We start from the raw sequence: 14,587 nt of genomic DNA on the forward strand, positions 1-14,587 counted from the left end.
CTTTCCCCGCCATGACTCTGCCGCAAGGCAATCGGCTTTGAATTGCGCCGCGGGCAGGGGCGTGCGAAGCCCGCCGCAACCGCAGGGACCCCTTCATGCTTCGTGCCCTTTATGACCGGGTGCTGGCGCTGTCCGCGCACCGGCACGCCCCGGGCTGGCTGGCCGGCGTCAGCTTCGCCGAGAGCAGCGTCTTCCCCATCCCGCCCGATGCCATGCTCATTCCCATGTGCATCGCGCGGCCGGACCAGGCCTATCGCTACGCCTTCATCTGCACCATCGCCTCGGTGCTCGGCGGCATCGCGGGCTATGCGATCGGCTACTACCTGTTCGAGGCGCTGGCCGAGCCGGTGCTGCGGGCCTATGGCTATGCCGATGCGCTGCTGCGCTTCGAGAGCTGGTACGAGCAGTGGGGAGCGACGGTCATCCTGATCAAGGGCCTGACGCCGATCCCCTACAAGATCGTGACGATTGCCTCCGGCGCGGCCAAGTTCAGCTTCGCGATCTTCATCGCGGCCAGCGTGGTGACGCGCGGCGCGCGCTTCTTCCTGCTGGCCTTCCTGCTGCGCCGCTTCGGCCCGCCCATCCGGGACTTCATCGAGCGGCGGCTGACCCTGGTGACCACCAGCGCCGCGGCGGGGATCGTGGCGGGATTCGTGGTGCTGAAGTTCCTGTAGGCCGGGCCTTCGGCCGAGGGCGCGTCCTGTGCCCTTTGCCGAAGCAGGCCTTCGCCGCCGGAGCGGTCCCGCCCGGTTGATCGCCGCCCGGGCGGGTGCTGTCCTGCCACCCTGGGGAGGGCCGCGGCATGGACACAGGCAAGCTGCCGACGAGGGATGGCCTCGTCTTCGAGGTCTCGGTCGCCGGCGATCCGGCGGCGCCGCTCGTGCTGTTGCTGCACGGCTTCGCCGTCTCCCGCCACCTCTATGATGCGCAACTGCCCGCCCTGGCCGCGGCCGGCTATTTCGCCGCGGCACCCAACCAGCGCGGCTATTCCCCCGGGGCGCGGCCGGACCCGGCCGACCGCGCGCAATACGATATCGAGCTGCTGATCCGGGACGCGCTGGATCTGGTCGAGGCCCTCGGCCATGGCGGGCGGCGCTTCCATCTGGTCGGGCATGACTGGGGCGGCAGCCTCGCCTGGGAGATCGCGGCGCATTGGCCCGAGCGGCTGGCCTCGCTCACCATGCTCTCCCGCCCGCATCCCGGCGCCTTCGCCCGGGCGCTGGCGGAGGATCCGGAGCAGCCCCTGCGCTCCCGCCACCACAAGGCCTTCCTGGAGCCGGATGCGGTGCCGAAGCTGCTGGCCGATGACTGCGCCTGGCTGCGGAACCGCCACCGGGCGCAGGGCATCCCGCCAGGCCAGACGGAGAAGCACCTGTCCGTGCTGGGCAATGCGCCGGCCATGGAAGCGGCCCTCGCCTGGTACCGCGCCCGCGGCACCGTGCACCGGCCGATCCCGAAGATCCGGGTGCCGACGCTCTTCCTCTGGGGCGATGCCGACGACACGGTCGGGCGCATGGCGGCGAAGGGCACGGGCGACTTCATCGCGGCGCCCTACCGCTTCGTCGAACTGCCCGGCATCGGCCATTACGCGCCGGACCAGGTGCCGGAGCGGGTGAATGCGCTGCTGCTGGAGCATCTGGCGGCGCATCCGGCCTGAAACGGATCACGGAGCGGCGTAATGCCGATCCGCTGTGGTCCGCCCGCAGCCGCGCTGTGCGCCAGCGGGCGCGTCGGTCACGCCCCGCGACGGCGGAACGGGATGCGGCGTTCAATCCCGTGGAACGCCTCAGCCAGGCCGGGCCGAATTGCCGAGGACGTTGCCGGGGCGGGCGAGGCGTCCCGCCCGCGTCACGCCGCCGGCAGCCCGAAGCGCCTGGCGACGCCGGGGAAATCGGCCTCCTCCGGATGCCGGCCGGAGGCCAGCGTGCCATCCGCCGGCCGGACGAGCTGGCAGACCCGCATCCCGGCCGCCGCCGCCGCGTCCAGCTCCTCCGCGATGTCGGAGAGGAAGAGGATGTCGCCCGGCGGCAGGCCGAGGGCGGCGGCGATCGCCGCATAGCTCGGCGCCTCCCGCTTCGCGCCGACCCGCGTGTCGAAGAAGCCGCGGAACAGCGGCACCAGATCGCCATGTTCGGTATGACCGAAGAGGTCGCGCTGCGCCGCGACCGAGCCGGAGGAATAGACGGCGAGGGTGACGCCCCCCGCATGCCAGGCCCGCAGGCAGGCCGCGACATCGGGCCAGAGATGGCCCTTGAGCCGCCCGTCGGCATAGCCCTGGCGCCAGATCAGCCCCTGCAGCGCCTTCAGCGGCGTGACCTTGGCATCCGTTGCCATCCAGCCGCGCAGCGCCGCAACCGGGTCCTGCCCCGGCGCCGCGGCGCGCACCTGATCGAGGATCGCCGCCACCTCCGGCGCCGATCCCTGCGCCGCGAAGAAGCCGTCCAGCGCCGCCTCGGCAAAGGGAAAAAGGCGGTCCTTCACAAAGGCGATGCTGGTGGTCGTCCCCTCGATATCCATGAGGACGGCGCGCGGGCTGGTCATGCCGGACAGGCCTCTCTCCGCTTGGCGGCGACAGCGCCGATCGCGTGGGGCCACGGAAGGCCGCACGCGACCGGGCGCGAAAGACTGGAATTTTTCGCGGATCGGTGGCCCGGGACAGCAGCGCCAATCCGCGGCGTCGGGCGGTGGCGCGGGGGCGCCGGCCGCCCCGGGATGGGCGCGGTCAGGCCGCGACCGGGAAGCGCTCCGCGATGTCGCTGCCGGTGAAATGCGCCACCCAGCCGGACTGGTCGGTGAAGACGCGCAGCGCGGTGAAATACGGGCGCTCGCCGGCGTCGAACCAGTGCCGGGTATTGGCCGGCACGCTGATCAGGTCGCCCTGCACGCAATGCGCGTCCCAGACCTTGCCGTCCACATGCATGACGAAATCGCCGCTGCCGCGGACGAAGAAGCGCACCTCATCCTCGGTATGGACATGCTCCGAGAGGAACTTGGCGCGCATCGCCCCGGCCTGCGGGTGGTCCGGCGTCAGGGAGACCACATCGGCGCTGCCCGCGCCTGTCTCGCCCATCAGCTTGCTGAGATAGGGGCGGTAGGCTTCCAGCACCTGCTCGTTCGTCGCGCTCTCGGGCAGGGCGACGCCCTCCCAGCGCTCGAAGCGCACCCCGATTCCCTGCAGCGCCGCGGCGATCTCGGCGGCATCCTCGGTCTTCAGAAGCTGGCGGCCGGTCTCGGCCTCCCACACGGTCAGGCGGCTCATCTCAGGCGGCCCTCCTCTTCTCCAATTCGCAGGCGAGCATGAATTCCAGCGCCTCCAGCCGCATCAGCGCGGCCGGCATGTCGGCGCCCCAGACATAGATGCCATGGCCCCGGATCAGGTAGCCCGGCGGCACTTGTCCAAGTTCGTCCCAGCGGCGGTCCACCGCGGACTGCAGCCGGGCAATGTCCTGGTCGTTGTCGAAGACCGGCAGCGCGATCGCCGCCTCATGCGTCGGCAGGCCCGGGAAGGCCTTCAGCAGCTCGTAGCCTTCCAGCCGGATGCTGTCGCCGCCGGTCCGGGAAAGGTGGGTGACCGGCACGGAATGGCCGTGCAGCACCGCGCCCGCATCGGGGAAGCGGCGGTAGATGCCGCAATGCAGCCCGGTCTCGGCCGAGGGGCGGTCGCCGGGGCGGAGCGGGCGGCCGTCCAGGTCCACCCGGATCACGCCGTTGACGTCGAGGAAGCCCTTATGACCGCCCGAGCGCGTGATGGCGACGGCGTCGTCCGGCAGGCGGACGGAAATATTGCCCGCCGTGGCGGGGACCCAGCCGAAGCGGTCCATCCGCTGGCCGGCCGCGATGATCGCCGCCGTGGCGGCGGCGAAGGCGTCGTCGGACATCCTGCAACCTGAAAAGGAACGAAAGCGGGCGCCGCCCGCGCGGGAGGCGCCCTTTCTCAACCAGCCCTGGGGAAGGCAAGGCGCGGCATGGCCTGTCCGCGCCGCCCTCCAGGGGGGGCGCGGTCGGCCCGGCCGGGCCGTCTCAGGCGGCCGGGCGGCTCGTCGAGGTGGTGCTGGCCTGGTTCGGCTGGGTGGCCGCGGGGCCGCTGATGGTGCCGGCCGGCGGGGTCGCCGCGGGAGGCGCGCTTTCGGCCAGCGAGGCGTCCGGTTCGTCGTCCTTCATGTTCTTCTTGAAGGACTTGATGCCGGTGGCCAGGTCGCCCATGAGCCCGCTGATCTTGCCGCTGCCGAAGAGCAGCAGGACGACCAGCAGCACGACGAGCCAGTGCCAGATGCTGAAGGAACCCATGTGACGCCCCGATAACCCTGTCTGTTGTCGCGCCCGGCGCTGCCTTCGGGTCCCCTGGACGTCGCGGTGCGACATCGTCAGGGGACCTGCTCCGGCGGCGCTGGGCGGCCACGCCCTGCCCTGGTTCCGGCCGCGGTCTTCCCGCCCCTCGCCATGGCACTCGCGCGGACACTAGTGCGCCACCCCCGGCAGCGCAAACCCGGAGATGGGCCGGCGACCGCGCCGAGACAACGGGCTTGAAACCGGAATCGAGTTCTCCTAGCTTGGTCCCTATCCGGGCCCCTCTGGCGGTGCCGGCAGTCCCGTCTGTTCGCCGGGCTGCCAGCCGCGATGTCGGATGCGTGCAACCATTGCGCGTCCGGGCCCGCGGATTCCACCGCATGCTTCCTCCGGGCGCGCCAGAGAGGATCATGTGATGGAACCGAACATCTGGTTCTGGGTCACCTTCAACGCAGCCGTGCTCGGCCTGCTGCTGCTGGATCTCGGCGTCTTTGCCAAGAAGGACGCCAATGGCGACCCGGCCCCGGTGCCGGTGAAGACCGCGCTGATCAAGTCCGGCGCCTATGTCCTCCTCGCCCTCGGCTTCTGCGCCTTCCTCTGGACCTCCTACGGCCCGGCCGAGGAGCGTTCCACCCGCGCCCTCGAATTCCTGACCGGCTATGTGATCGAGTGGTCGCTCTCGGTCGACAACATCTTCGTCTTCGTCCTGATCTTCGGCCGGTTCGGCGTGCCGCCGCAGTACCAGCATCGCGTGCTGTTCTGGGGCATCCTCGGGGCGCTGGTCATGCGCGGGGCGATGATCCTGCTTGGCACCTCCCTGCTCCGGGAATTCGACTGGATCATGATCCTCTTCGGCCTGTTCCTGATCTGGAGCGGCTACAAGATGCTGCGCTCGGTCGGCGAGGAGGAGGGCGACCCGCGGGACAACCCGGTGCTCAAGTGGATGGAGCGCCGCCTGCCGGTGACCGACGGCTACCGCGGCAACCGCTTCACCGTGCGGGAGGCCGGGAAGTGGATGCTGACGCCGCTGGCCCTGGTGCTGGTGCTGGTCGAGCTGACCGACCTGGTCTTCGCGCTCGACAGCATCCCGGCCATCTTCGCGGTCACGACCGATCCCTTCATCGTCTACACCGCCAATGTCTTTGCCATCCTCGGCCTGCGGGCGATGTATTTCGCGCTCTCCGGCATCATCCACCGCTTCAAGTACCTGAAGCACGGCCTGTCGATCGTGCTGATGATCGTGGGCGCCAAGATGCTGGCGAACTACGTCGCGGGCGGCAAGGCGGTGCCGGTGGAATACGCCCTGGCGCTGACCGGCACCATCATCGCCGGCTCCATCGCGCTCAGCCTGTGGCGGACGCGGGGGGAGGGGAAGCCGGCGACGGTCTGACCCCGGGGCGGCGCGGGCGGCACCGCCCGCGCCACGGCAACCGGGCCCGGATGCGGTGGCGCATCCGGGCCTTTTTCATGCGCCGGCCGCAGGAGGGCCCGACCCTGGCCGGCGGCCCCGCGGCCGCTGCGCAACGCCGCCGGGCGCGCAGCCGCCCACCGCCGGCGCACCGCGCCGGGCATCACCGGCGGCTGGCCTGCACGGCCCGCTCCGGGGCGAGGGCCCGGGCGAAGAACCGGGCAATGTCCTGCCGCGCCAGCTCGGCCCGCAGCGCGTCGAAGCGCAGCGGGTCGAAGGCGGCATCGCGCGCCTGCCAGGCCGTGGCGGGCCAGAGGTCGAAGCCGTAGCCGAGTGAATCATAGCTGCGCAGCAGCACGGGATCGGTTGCCGGCCGGCCCTGCGGATCGAACAGCCGGGCGCAGCCGCCCGGCAGGTCACCCGCCCCGCCGGCATGCGGCAGGATGAGCAGGACCGGAGCGCCGCCGGCCGGGGCCGCCCCGGCTTCCCGCAGCGCCGGGCTGGCGCAGGTGGGGTAGAGCGCGGCATGGGCGCGGAAGCGCGACACCCCGGGCGGGGGTGCCGCCCGTGCCGCCAGCAGCGCCGCCTCCCCGCCCGTGCCGAGGCCGAGCAGGCCGATCGCCCGGCGCGGCCCGCCCTCGGGCGGCAGCCCTTGCTCCTCGAGCCGGGCCAGCAGGGCGACGAGCACCGGCAGCAGCGCCGGCGCGGCCTCCGCCCGCAGGCCCGGCCGCGGCCGCAGCCGGTCGCCAAGCCCCATGCCAGGCTCGGCCGGCAGGTCGAGCAGCACCACCGCCAGGCCGCGCTCCAGCATCGCCGCGGCATGGAAGGCGCCGCGGGCATCCAGGCCGAGATGGTCGGGCACCAGCACCACGGTCGGCCGGCCGGCCGCCACCCAGGCGTCGCGCAGCGGCTGGGAGGGCAGGAGATCGATCATGCCCGGTGCCGCCGGCTCGGCCGGTGCGGGGGTCGCCAGCGCCGGCAGCAGGGCAAGATGCAGCGCCAGGAGCCAGAACCCCGCAGGCGCGCAGCGGTGGACGGACGGCATGCGGGATGGCCTCCGCCGATCAGGGACCCGGCGGCGCCAGCATGGATCGGCCGCGGCAGGGTGGCGCTGACGATCGGGGGAGGGGAGGGCGGCTCCCGTCAGGGTGACATCGGGCCGGCGCCGCGCCCGGCGCTCACGCCTCCGCCTTGATTCCGAGGCGCGTGATCAGCCCGCTCCAGCGCCTGGTTTCCGCCGCGACGAAGCGCGCCGCCTCCTCCGGCCCGCTCCCCACCACCTCGAAGCCGCCGGCTTCCAGGGCGCCGCGGGTCTGCGGTTCGGCCAGCGCCTTCGCCGCCTCCTCCGCCAGGCGCGCCACGCGGGCGGGGGGCGTGGAGGCCGGCGCGATCAGCGCGTTCCAGGCATAGCTCGCGGCATCCGGGACACCGGCCTCGGCCAGGGTCGGGACATCGGGCGCCTGCGGAATGCGCCGCTCCGCGGTCACGGCGAGCGCGCGCACCCGTCCCTCCCGGACCTGCGGCAGGATGCCGGCCGAGACCACCACCATCGCCTCGATCCGTCCCGCCACCAGGTCGAGGGTCGCCTGCGGGAAGCCGCGATAGGGGACATGCACCATGTCGAGCCCGGCCCGCGCCATCAGATCCGCCATGGCGAGATGCCCGCCCGAGCCGGAGCCGACCGAGCCGAAGGAGAGCTTGCCGGGATTGGCCCGCACATGCGCGACGAAGCCGGCCAGGTCCTGCGCCGGCACCGCAGGGTGCACCACCAGCAGTTGCGCCGCCCGCACGAGCAGGGAGGCGATGGTGAGGTCCCGGCCCGGGTCGTAGGGCAGGTCCGGGTAGAGCGCCCGCGCGGTGCTCAACGGGCCGTTGATGGTCAGGCCGATGGTGTGGCCGTCGGTCGCCTTGGCGACCGCATCCGTGCCGATATTGCCGCCGGCGCCGGGGCGGTTCTCCACCACGAAGGGCTGGCCGAAGGCGCGGGCGAAATGCGCCGCGACCGCCCGGCCGGTGGTGTCCGGGGTGGAGCCTGCCGGGAAGGGCACGATGAAGCGCACCGGCCGCTCCGGCCAGGGCGCCTGGGCAGCGGCGCGGGCCGCCGGCAGCAGGGCCGGAAGGGCGAGCAGGGTGCGGCGCGGGATCGGCATGCAGGGTTGTCCTCCGGCGGGGCGTATCGGCCCGCTTCCAGCACGGCCGCTGCGGCGACGTAAAGGGCGGTCTGCCCCGGCCATTTTGCCGGATGTAACTACTTGTGGTTGTTTGGCGGACTCAAACAGCTAGCTATGGTTTTATGCTGGAACTCCAGATCGGGTCTGAAAGCGCCCGCCCAGAACAATTTCGCCCGGGAAAATCCAACATGTCCGACGACCTCCAGAGCATCGTGGCGGCAGCCCTCGGCCTGCCCCGCAGCGCCGTCCCTGGCCAGAGCATCATCGGCAAGCTGCCCGATCTCCTGGTCGAGGGTACGCCCGGCGATGACGCTTTGCAGGGCCCGCCCGGCAGCGGCCGGGCCACCCTGCTCGGCGGCGCGGGCGATGACACCTACCACCTGGCCCGCGGCTACGACATGGTCATCGAGCGGGCGGGGGAAGGGGTGGACACCATCATCTCCACCGCCCTCTCGGTCATCCTGCCGGAGGAGGTCGAGAACCTCGTCCTCCTCGGCGACCGTGCCTATGGCGGGGGCAACGCCCTGGCCAACCGCATCGAGGGGAACGACCACGCCCAGGTCCTGAACGGCGGCGGCGGCAACGACCTGCTGACGGGCGGCGGCGGCGCGGACCAGTTCCAGATGCTGGCCGGCGGCGGCTGGGACGTCATCACCGATTTCCAGCCCGGCGAGGACCGCCTCCACCTCGCCGCCTTTCCCGGCTTCGGGACGCCGGAAGCGGTGCTGGCGGCCCTGCGGCAGGACGGCGCCGACCTGCATCTCGATCTCGGCGGCGGGCAGGGCGTCACCCTGCTCGGGGTCGATCGCGCGGCGCTCTCGGCCGCCGACATCATGCTGCCGCCGGATGTCGCCATGCTCACCCTGACCTTCGCCGAGGAGTTCGACAGCTTCACCTGGTCCGCCGATGGCAGCCAGGGCTGGCGCACCACCTATTCCGGGAACGGCCGCACCCTCAGCAGCAACGGGGAGCGGCAATACTACTCGGATGCCTCGGTGGGGGTGGACCCCTTCCGGCTGGAGGACGGGGCGCTGGTGATCAGCGCCGCGCCGGGCGGCAATCCGCTGGGCCTGCCCTTCACCTCCGGCCTCATCACCACGCAAGGGTCCTTCGCCCAGCTCTACGGTTATTTCGAGGCCCGGATGCAACTACCCGCCGGCCTCGGCTGGTGGCCGGCCTTCTGGATGCTGCCGGTGGATCTCAGCTGGCCGCCGGAGATCGATGTGCTGGAGAGTTTCGGGCGGGGGGACGGGACGGTGAGCTTCACCGTCCACACCAATATCGGCGCCACGCGCGACTCCATCAGCCTGCCGGTGGCCTTCGACGGTACCGGCGGCTACCACACCTATGGCGTGAGCTGGCTGCCCGACCAGATCCGCTGGTACCTGGACGGGGTGGAGGTGGCCAGCGCGCCGACGCCGGCCGATGTGAGCCAGCCGATGTACCTGCTGCTCAACCTGGCCGTCACCAGCCTTGCCGATACCGCCGGCCCCGGCGCCGAGCTCCGCATCGACCATGTCCGCGCCTATGCCTATGCGCCCGAGACGATTGCAGCCCATGTCGACACTCGTGACACCCTGGTCAGCGATGTCGATGCGGTGCTGCCCGACGGGATGCACAATCTCCGGCTGTCGGGATCGGCGGACCTCACCGGCACCGGGAATGCGCTCGACAACCGGCTCTATGCGGGCCTCGGCCATACGCTGCTCCTCGGCCTGGAGGGGCGGGACTATCTGATCGGCGGCCCCGGCCATGACACGCTGGACGGGGGCAGCGGCGCGGACCGGATGATCGGCATGGGCGGCGACGATACCTATATCGTCGACAGCACGAGCGATGTCGTCGTCGAGCGCGCGGGCGAGGGGACCGACCTCGTCCGCAGCAGCGTGAGCTACACCCTCGGCAATGCGGTCGAGTATCTCACCCTGACCGGCATGGCAGTGATCGGCGGCACCGGCAACGCGCTGGACAACCGCATGACCGCCAATGCCGCCGGCTCGCGCCTCTTCGCGCTGGGCGGCGCGGATACGCTGATCGGCGGGGCGGGCAACGATACCCTGGATGGCGGGACGGGCGCCGACCTGATGGCGGGCGGCGCCGGCGATGACAGCTATGTGGTGGACGATCCGGGCGACCAGGTGGTGGAACTGGCCGGTGAGGGCAATGACGTCGTCACCGCCAGCCTCTCCTGGACCCTCGGCGCCCATCTGGAGCGGCTGGTGCTGGCCGGCACCGCCGATCTCGCCGGCACCGGCAACGAGCTGGACAACCGCATCTTCGGCAATGCCGGCGCGAATACCCTGGATGGCGGCGCGGGCCATGATTCGCTGCATGGCGGGGCCGGCGCGGATCTGATGATCGGCGGCACCGGCAACGACACCTTCAGCGTCGATGATGCGGCCGATCGGGTGGTGGAATTGCCGGGCGAGGGCATCGACCTCGTCTCCGCCTCCCTCTCCTGGGTGCTGGGCGCCGAGCTGGAGAAGCTGACCCTGACCGGCACCGCCGACCTTACCGGCACCGGCAACGAGCTGGACAACACCCTGACCGGCAATGCCGGGCGGAACCGGCTGGAAGGGCTGGCGGGCCATGACTGGCTGGATGGCGGGGCCGGGGCCGATACGCTGATCGGCGGCCCGGGCAATGACACCTATGTGGTCGATGATCCATCGGACCTGATCGTGGAACTGCCCGGGGAAGGCACCGACCTGGTGCGGAGCTCCATCTCCTATGCGCTCGGCGCCGCGCTGGAGAACCTCACCCTCATCGGTACGGCGGCGATCGAGGGCACCGGCAATGCGCTGAGCAACCGGCTCACCGCCAATGCCGCCGGCTCGCGCCTGCTGGGCCTGGAGGGCAACGACACGCTGACCGGTGGGGCGGGCGCCGATTGGCTGGAGGGCGGGACCGGCGCGGATTCCATGACCGGTGGCGGCGGCGATGACACCTATGTCGTGGACGACCCGGGCGACCGGGTGGTCGAGGCCGCCGGTGGCGGCCATGACACCGTGCGCAGCAGCCTGTCCTACATCCTCGGCACCCAGCTCGAGGCGCTGGTGCTGACCGGCACCGCCGACCTCACCGGCACCGGCAACGCGCTGGACAACATCCTGACCGGCAATGCCGGGCGGAACCGGCTGGAAGGGCTGGCGGGTTATGATTGGCTGGATGGCGGGGCCGGGGCCGATACGCTGATCGGCGGCCTTGGCGACGACACCTATGTGATCGACGACCCGCAGGACCTGATCGTGGAACAGCCCGGGGAAGGGACCGACCTGGTGCGGAGCGCCATCAGCTACACGCTCGGCGCCGCGTTGGAAAATCTCACCCTGACCGGGACGGCGGCGATCGAGGGCACCGGCAATGCGCTGGACAACCGGCTCACCGCCAATGCCGCCGGCTCGCGCCTGCTGGGTCTGGAGGGCAACGACACGCTGACCGGCGGGGCGGGCGCCGATTGGCTGGAGGGCGGGACCGGCGCCGACCTGATGGCAGGCGGCGCCGGCGATGACAGCTATGTGGTGGACGATCCGGGCGACCAGGTGGTGGAACTGGCCGGCGAGGGCAATGACGGCGTCACCGCGAGCCTCTCCTGGACCCTCGGCGCGCATCTGGAATGGCTGGTGCTGGCCGGCACCGCCGGGCTCGCCGGCACCGGCAACGAGCTGGCCAACCGGATGACCGGCAATGCCGGGCGGAACCGGCTGGAGGGGCTGGCGGGCGATGACTGGCTGGATGGCGGCGCCGGAGCCGATACGCTGATTGGCGGCCTTGGCGACGACACCTATGTGATCGACGACCCGCAGGACTTGGTCGTGGAACAGCTCGGGGAAGGGACCGACCTGGTGCGGAGCGCCATCAGCTACACGCTCGGCGCGGCGGTCGAGAACCTCACGCTTATCGGCATGGCGGCGATCGGCGGCACCGGCAACGCGCTGGACAACCGCATGACCGCCAATGCCGCCGGCTCGCGCCTCTTCGCGCTGGGCGGCGCGGATACGCTGATCGGCGGGGCGGGCAACGATACCCTGGATGGCGGGACGGGCGCCGACCTGATGGCGGGCGGCGCCGGCGATGACAGCTATGTGGTGGACGATCCGGGCGACCAGGTGGTGGAACTGGCCGGTGAGGGCAATGACGTCGTCACCGCCAGCCTCTCCTGGACCCTCGGCGCCCATCTGGAGCGGCTGGTGCTGGCCGGCACCGCCGACCTCGCCGGCACCGGCAACGAGCTGGACAACAGGATGATCGGCAATGCCGGGCGGAACCGGCTGGAAGGGCTGGCGGGCGATGACTGGCTGGATGGCGGCGCCGGGGCCGATACGCTGATCGGCGGCCTCGGCGACGACACCTATGTGGTCGATGATCCATCCGACCTGGTCGTGGAACTGCCCGGCGAGGGCCTTGATTCGGTGCAGAGCAGCGTGACCTTCACGCTCGGCGTGGCGCTCGAGAATCTGCGGCTGACCGGGACCGCCCCGATCGCCGGCACCGGCAACGAGCTGGACAACCGCATCATCGGCAATGCCGCCGCGAATACCCTGGATGGCGGGGCAGGCAATGACTGGCTGGATGGCGGCGCCGGCGCGGATTGGCTGATCGGCGGCACGGGCGATGATACCTTCGCCTTCGCGCCGGGCTGCGGCGCCGACACCGTGGCGGATTTCGGCCTCGGGCGGGACCGGCTCGACCTGCGCGGCTTCCAGGCCCAACTCTCCGACCTGGTCATCACCCCCACCGGGGGCGATATCCTGCTGCAATTCGCGGGCGGTGATTCGATCCTGCTGAAGGGCGTGACCTCTGTCACGCTGCAGGGGGACTACGTCCTCGCCTGAGGGCGCGGTGCGTTCAGGGGCGCGCCGCCGGCCGCTCCGCCTCCGGCGCGCGCGCGGGAGGGCGGGCCGGGGCTTCGGTGCCCTCCGCGGGCCTGGCCGCCCCTGGCACCACCGGCATCAGCACCACCGTCACGCTCCGCTCCTCCGGCACCGCTCCGCGGGCGAAGGCGGCGCGGCGGGCCTCGGCGCGGATGCGGTCGCGCTCGATGCCGAGCTTCGCCAGCGCCGCCGCCACCTCCCCCGCGCGTTTCGCCGCCAGTTGCAGGCCGGATTGCGCCCCGCCCTCCTGCGGCCCGGCATGGCCGAGGACGCAGAGGTTGCGCTCCGGCTCGCGCTTCGCCCGCTCCACCGCCGCGGCCAGGTTGGTCCGTGCCGCCTCGCCCGGCGCGGTGGCGCCGCGGGCGAAGGGGATGGCGAAGACATCCTCCTCCAGATGTTCGGCCCCGACGCAGGTGAAGGCGCGCGGCTGGGCCAGGGCGGTGCCCGGCACCAGCGCGGCGAGAAGCAGCATGGCGGGCAGCATCAGGCGGCCGCCAGCAGGCCGGCATCGCGCAGCCGGGCGAGCAGCGCCGGCGCATCCACCGCCGGATGCGCGGCGCGCAGCTCCGGTTCCGCCACATCCGGTCGCGCCAGGATCCAGCCTGCCGCCTCGGCCTCCGGCGGCGCCAGCGGCAGGCTGCCCTGCGCGGTCCTGATCACCCAGTCCGCGCCGCGCCGCACCGGCCTGGTGCCCGGCGCCAGCACCTTCCAGGCGGGGGCGTCCTCGCCGGCGCCCGCCGCCGCGACCTCCGGCGCCGCCAGCCCGCGCGCCGCCAGCAGGTCGTTGCCGCCGCGCTCGAACCGGTAGCCGGCGACGAAGCGCTCCAGCACCTCCATCACCTTCGGGTCGCGGCACAGCTCCGCGAGGCGCTGGCCGAGCAGCGCGGCCCGGCTGGTGAGAGCGAATTTCGCGGCGGCCGAGCCGTCCTGCCGCGGCAGCGGCTTGCGGAACTCCGCATCGTAGAGCGCCCGCTCATGCAGGATGTTGAGCAGGTCCATCCCGAGCGGCGCATGCACGCCATAGGCGATGTGGACCGAGGCCGGCGCCTCGGCCAGCGCGTCATGGTACCAGCCGCGCGGCAGGTAGAGGAGGTCGCCCGCCTTCAGCAGCACCTTCTCGCGCAGCCTGCCCTTGGCCTGCTCATGCTGCGCCTGGCTCACGGTGCGGAAGGCCGGGTGCGGGATGGGCCAGTCCGCGCGGCCTTCCCAGAGATTCCAGGTCTTCTCGCCCTCCACCTGCACCGCCCAGACATCATGGGTGTCGTAATGCGTCGGGAAGGCCTTGTGGCTCTGCCAGGAGATGTAGACATTGCCCTGCGCCTTGCCGAGCCCGGCGGATTCCAGCGCATGGCTGACCGCGGCGAGGCCGGGGGTCAGGCTGTCCACGTCGTTCAGCACCACGCTGGCGCCGCGCCGCACCCAGTCCTGCACCATCGCCGCCACCGGCTGCATCACCTGGTCGTTGTCCCGGCTGGTGGCGCGGGCGCAGTACTGCTCGGCCGGGATGGGCGTGCCGTCCAGCACCAGCTTCAGCGACTGGCTGGACCAGATATGCGTCATGTCCAGCAGCCGGTTGATCTGCCGCCAGGACAGCACGCCGGCGAATTTCGCCAGGCCCCCGCGGATGTGCAGCGGCTTGCGGTCATAATACTCGGCGAAGAACTGTTCCGGCGTCATCGGCGCCAGCAGCTCGGCGAAGGTCATGCTCATGGACGCCAAGCCTAACCGATCCGGGGCCGGCGGGTCATGCCCCAAGCGCTGTGCGCGGAATCGCAACGGAGGCGGCGCGGGCGGGTTGTGCCCGGGCCGGGGAGGCCCGACCTAACCCATGGCCAGGGAGAATGACG

At 71.8% G+C, this 14,587-nt stretch carries 12 protein-coding genes; 4 read left to right on the plus strand and 8 right to left on the minus strand.

The window, feature by feature from the left end:
* Positions 1 to 95: 95 nt before the first annotated feature.
* Positions 96 to 674, plus strand: coding sequence for a YqaA family protein (locus LHA35_RS05995; RefSeq protein WP_226605779.1), 579 nt, complete (start codon positions 96 to 98; stop codon positions 672 to 674).
* Between the two features lie 128 nt (positions 675 to 802).
* Entirely contained in the window at positions 803 to 1,657 is an 855-nt protein-coding gene (locus LHA35_RS06000) for an alpha/beta fold hydrolase (protein WP_226605781.1), read from the plus strand.
* Between the two features lie 191 nt (positions 1,658 to 1,848).
* Here LHA35_RS06000 and mtnC read toward each other — a convergent pair whose 3' ends face one another.
* The 4 genes from mtnC to LHA35_RS06020 form a co-directional block, all read right to left on the minus strand.
* Positions 1,849 to 2,541: an acireductone synthase gene (gene mtnC, locus LHA35_RS06005; RefSeq protein ID WP_226605783.1), complete on the minus strand. Its 693-nt coding sequence runs from the start codon at positions 2,539 to 2,541 to the stop codon at positions 1,849 to 1,851.
* 181 nt (positions 2,542 to 2,722) lie between these two features.
* Positions 2,723 to 3,259: a 1,2-dihydroxy-3-keto-5-methylthiopentene dioxygenase gene (locus tag LHA35_RS06010; RefSeq protein ID WP_226605785.1), complete on the minus strand. Its 537-nt coding sequence runs from the start codon at positions 3,257 to 3,259 to the stop codon at positions 2,723 to 2,725.
* Position 3,260: 1 nt separating this feature from the next.
* The gene (locus LHA35_RS06015) at positions 3,261 to 3,878 is read right to left on the minus strand and encodes a methylthioribulose 1-phosphate dehydratase (protein ID WP_226605787.1); all 618 of its coding nucleotides are present in this window, start codon (positions 3,876 to 3,878) and stop codon (positions 3,261 to 3,263) included.
* A 142-nt stretch (positions 3,879 to 4,020) separates the two neighbouring features.
* Positions 4,021 to 4,287: a twin-arginine translocase TatA/TatE family subunit gene (locus tag LHA35_RS06020; protein ID WP_226605790.1), complete on the minus strand. Its 267-nt coding sequence runs from the start codon at positions 4,285 to 4,287 to the stop codon at positions 4,021 to 4,023.
* A gap of 415 nt (positions 4,288 to 4,702) precedes the next feature.
* Here LHA35_RS06020 and LHA35_RS06025 point away from each other — a divergent pair, with 415 nt between their 5' ends.
* Entirely contained in the window at positions 4,703 to 5,677 is a 975-nt protein-coding gene (locus LHA35_RS06025) for a TerC family protein (protein ID WP_226605793.1), read from the plus strand.
* Positions 5,678 to 5,858: 181 nt separating this feature from the next.
* Here the strand turns inward: LHA35_RS06025 and LHA35_RS06030 are convergent, their stop codons facing one another.
* Together LHA35_RS06030 and LHA35_RS06035 are read right to left on the minus strand one after the other, a co-directional pair.
* A complete protein-coding gene (locus LHA35_RS06030; protein WP_226605796.1) occupies positions 5,859 to 6,740 on the minus strand; it encodes a hypothetical protein in 882 nt (293 codons plus the stop codon).
* A 133-nt stretch (positions 6,741 to 6,873) separates the two neighbouring features.
* Positions 6,874 to 7,845, minus strand: coding sequence for a Bug family tripartite tricarboxylate transporter substrate binding protein (locus tag LHA35_RS06035; RefSeq protein WP_226605798.1), 972 nt, complete (start codon positions 7,843 to 7,845; stop codon positions 6,874 to 6,876).
* Between the two features lie 209 nt (positions 7,846 to 8,054).
* Between LHA35_RS06035 and LHA35_RS06040 the strand changes: the two genes are divergently transcribed.
* A complete protein-coding gene (locus LHA35_RS06040; RefSeq protein WP_226605800.1) occupies positions 8,055 to 12,701 on the plus strand; it encodes a family 16 glycosylhydrolase in 4,647 nt (1,548 codons plus the stop codon).
* 13 nt (positions 12,702 to 12,714) lie between these two features.
* Here the strand turns inward: LHA35_RS06040 and LHA35_RS06045 are convergent, their stop codons facing one another.
* Together LHA35_RS06045 and LHA35_RS06050 are read right to left on the minus strand one after the other, a co-directional pair.
* Complete coding sequence (locus tag LHA35_RS06045; protein ID WP_226605802.1) at positions 12,715 to 13,212, minus strand: OmpA family protein; 498 nt, start codon at positions 13,210 to 13,212, stop codon at positions 12,715 to 12,717.
* Between the two features lie 11 nt (positions 13,213 to 13,223).
* On the minus strand, positions 13,224 to 14,450 hold the full coding sequence (locus tag LHA35_RS06050; RefSeq protein ID WP_226605804.1) for a cupin domain-containing protein: 1,227 nt from the start codon (positions 14,448 to 14,450) through the stop codon (positions 13,224 to 13,226).
* Positions 14,451 to 14,587 lie beyond the last annotated feature (137 nt).

This window comes from Roseicella aerolata (assembly GCF_020523605.1).
GTDB lineage: Bacteria > Pseudomonadota > Alphaproteobacteria > Acetobacterales > Acetobacteraceae > Paracraurococcus > Paracraurococcus aerolatus.

What these genes read in the sequence shown, in the direction of transcription:
- LHA35_RS05995 (WP_226605779.1), top strand. Translation starts at nt 96, where the DNA reads ATGCTTCGTGCCCTTTATGACCGGGTGCTGGCGCTGTCCGCGCACCGG.
- LHA35_RS06000 (WP_226605781.1), top strand. Translation starts at nt 803, where the DNA reads ATGGACACAGGCAAGCTGCCGACGAGGGATGGCCTCGTCTTCGAGGTC.
- mtnC (WP_226605783.1), bottom strand. Translation starts at nt 2,541, where the DNA reads ATGACCAGCCCGCGCGCCGTCCTCATGGATATCGAGGGGACGACCACC.
- LHA35_RS06010 (WP_226605785.1), bottom strand. Translation starts at nt 3,259, where the DNA reads ATGAGCCGCCTGACCGTGTGGGAGGCCGAGACCGGCCGCCAGCTTCTG.
- LHA35_RS06015 (WP_226605787.1), bottom strand. Translation starts at nt 3,878, where the DNA reads ATGTCCGACGACGCCTTCGCCGCCGCCACGGCGGCGATCATCGCGGCC.
- LHA35_RS06020 (WP_226605790.1), bottom strand. Translation starts at nt 4,287, where the DNA reads ATGGGTTCCTTCAGCATCTGGCACTGGCTCGTCGTGCTGCTGGTCGTC.
- LHA35_RS06025 (WP_226605793.1), top strand. Translation starts at nt 4,703, where the DNA reads ATGGAACCGAACATCTGGTTCTGGGTCACCTTCAACGCAGCCGTGCTC.
- LHA35_RS06030 (WP_226605796.1), bottom strand. Translation starts at nt 6,740, where the DNA reads ATGCCGTCCGTCCACCGCTGCGCGCCTGCGGGGTTCTGGCTCCTGGCG.
- LHA35_RS06035 (WP_226605798.1), bottom strand. Translation starts at nt 7,845, where the DNA reads ATGCCGATCCCGCGCCGCACCCTGCTCGCCCTTCCGGCCCTGCTGCCG.
- LHA35_RS06040 (WP_226605800.1), top strand. Translation starts at nt 8,055, where the DNA reads ATGTCCGACGACCTCCAGAGCATCGTGGCGGCAGCCCTCGGCCTGCCC.
- LHA35_RS06045 (WP_226605802.1), bottom strand. Translation starts at nt 13,212, where the DNA reads ATGCTGCTTCTCGCCGCGCTGGTGCCGGGCACCGCCCTGGCCCAGCCG.
- LHA35_RS06050 (WP_226605804.1), bottom strand. Translation starts at nt 14,450, where the DNA reads ATGAGCATGACCTTCGCCGAGCTGCTGGCGCCGATGACGCCGGAACAG.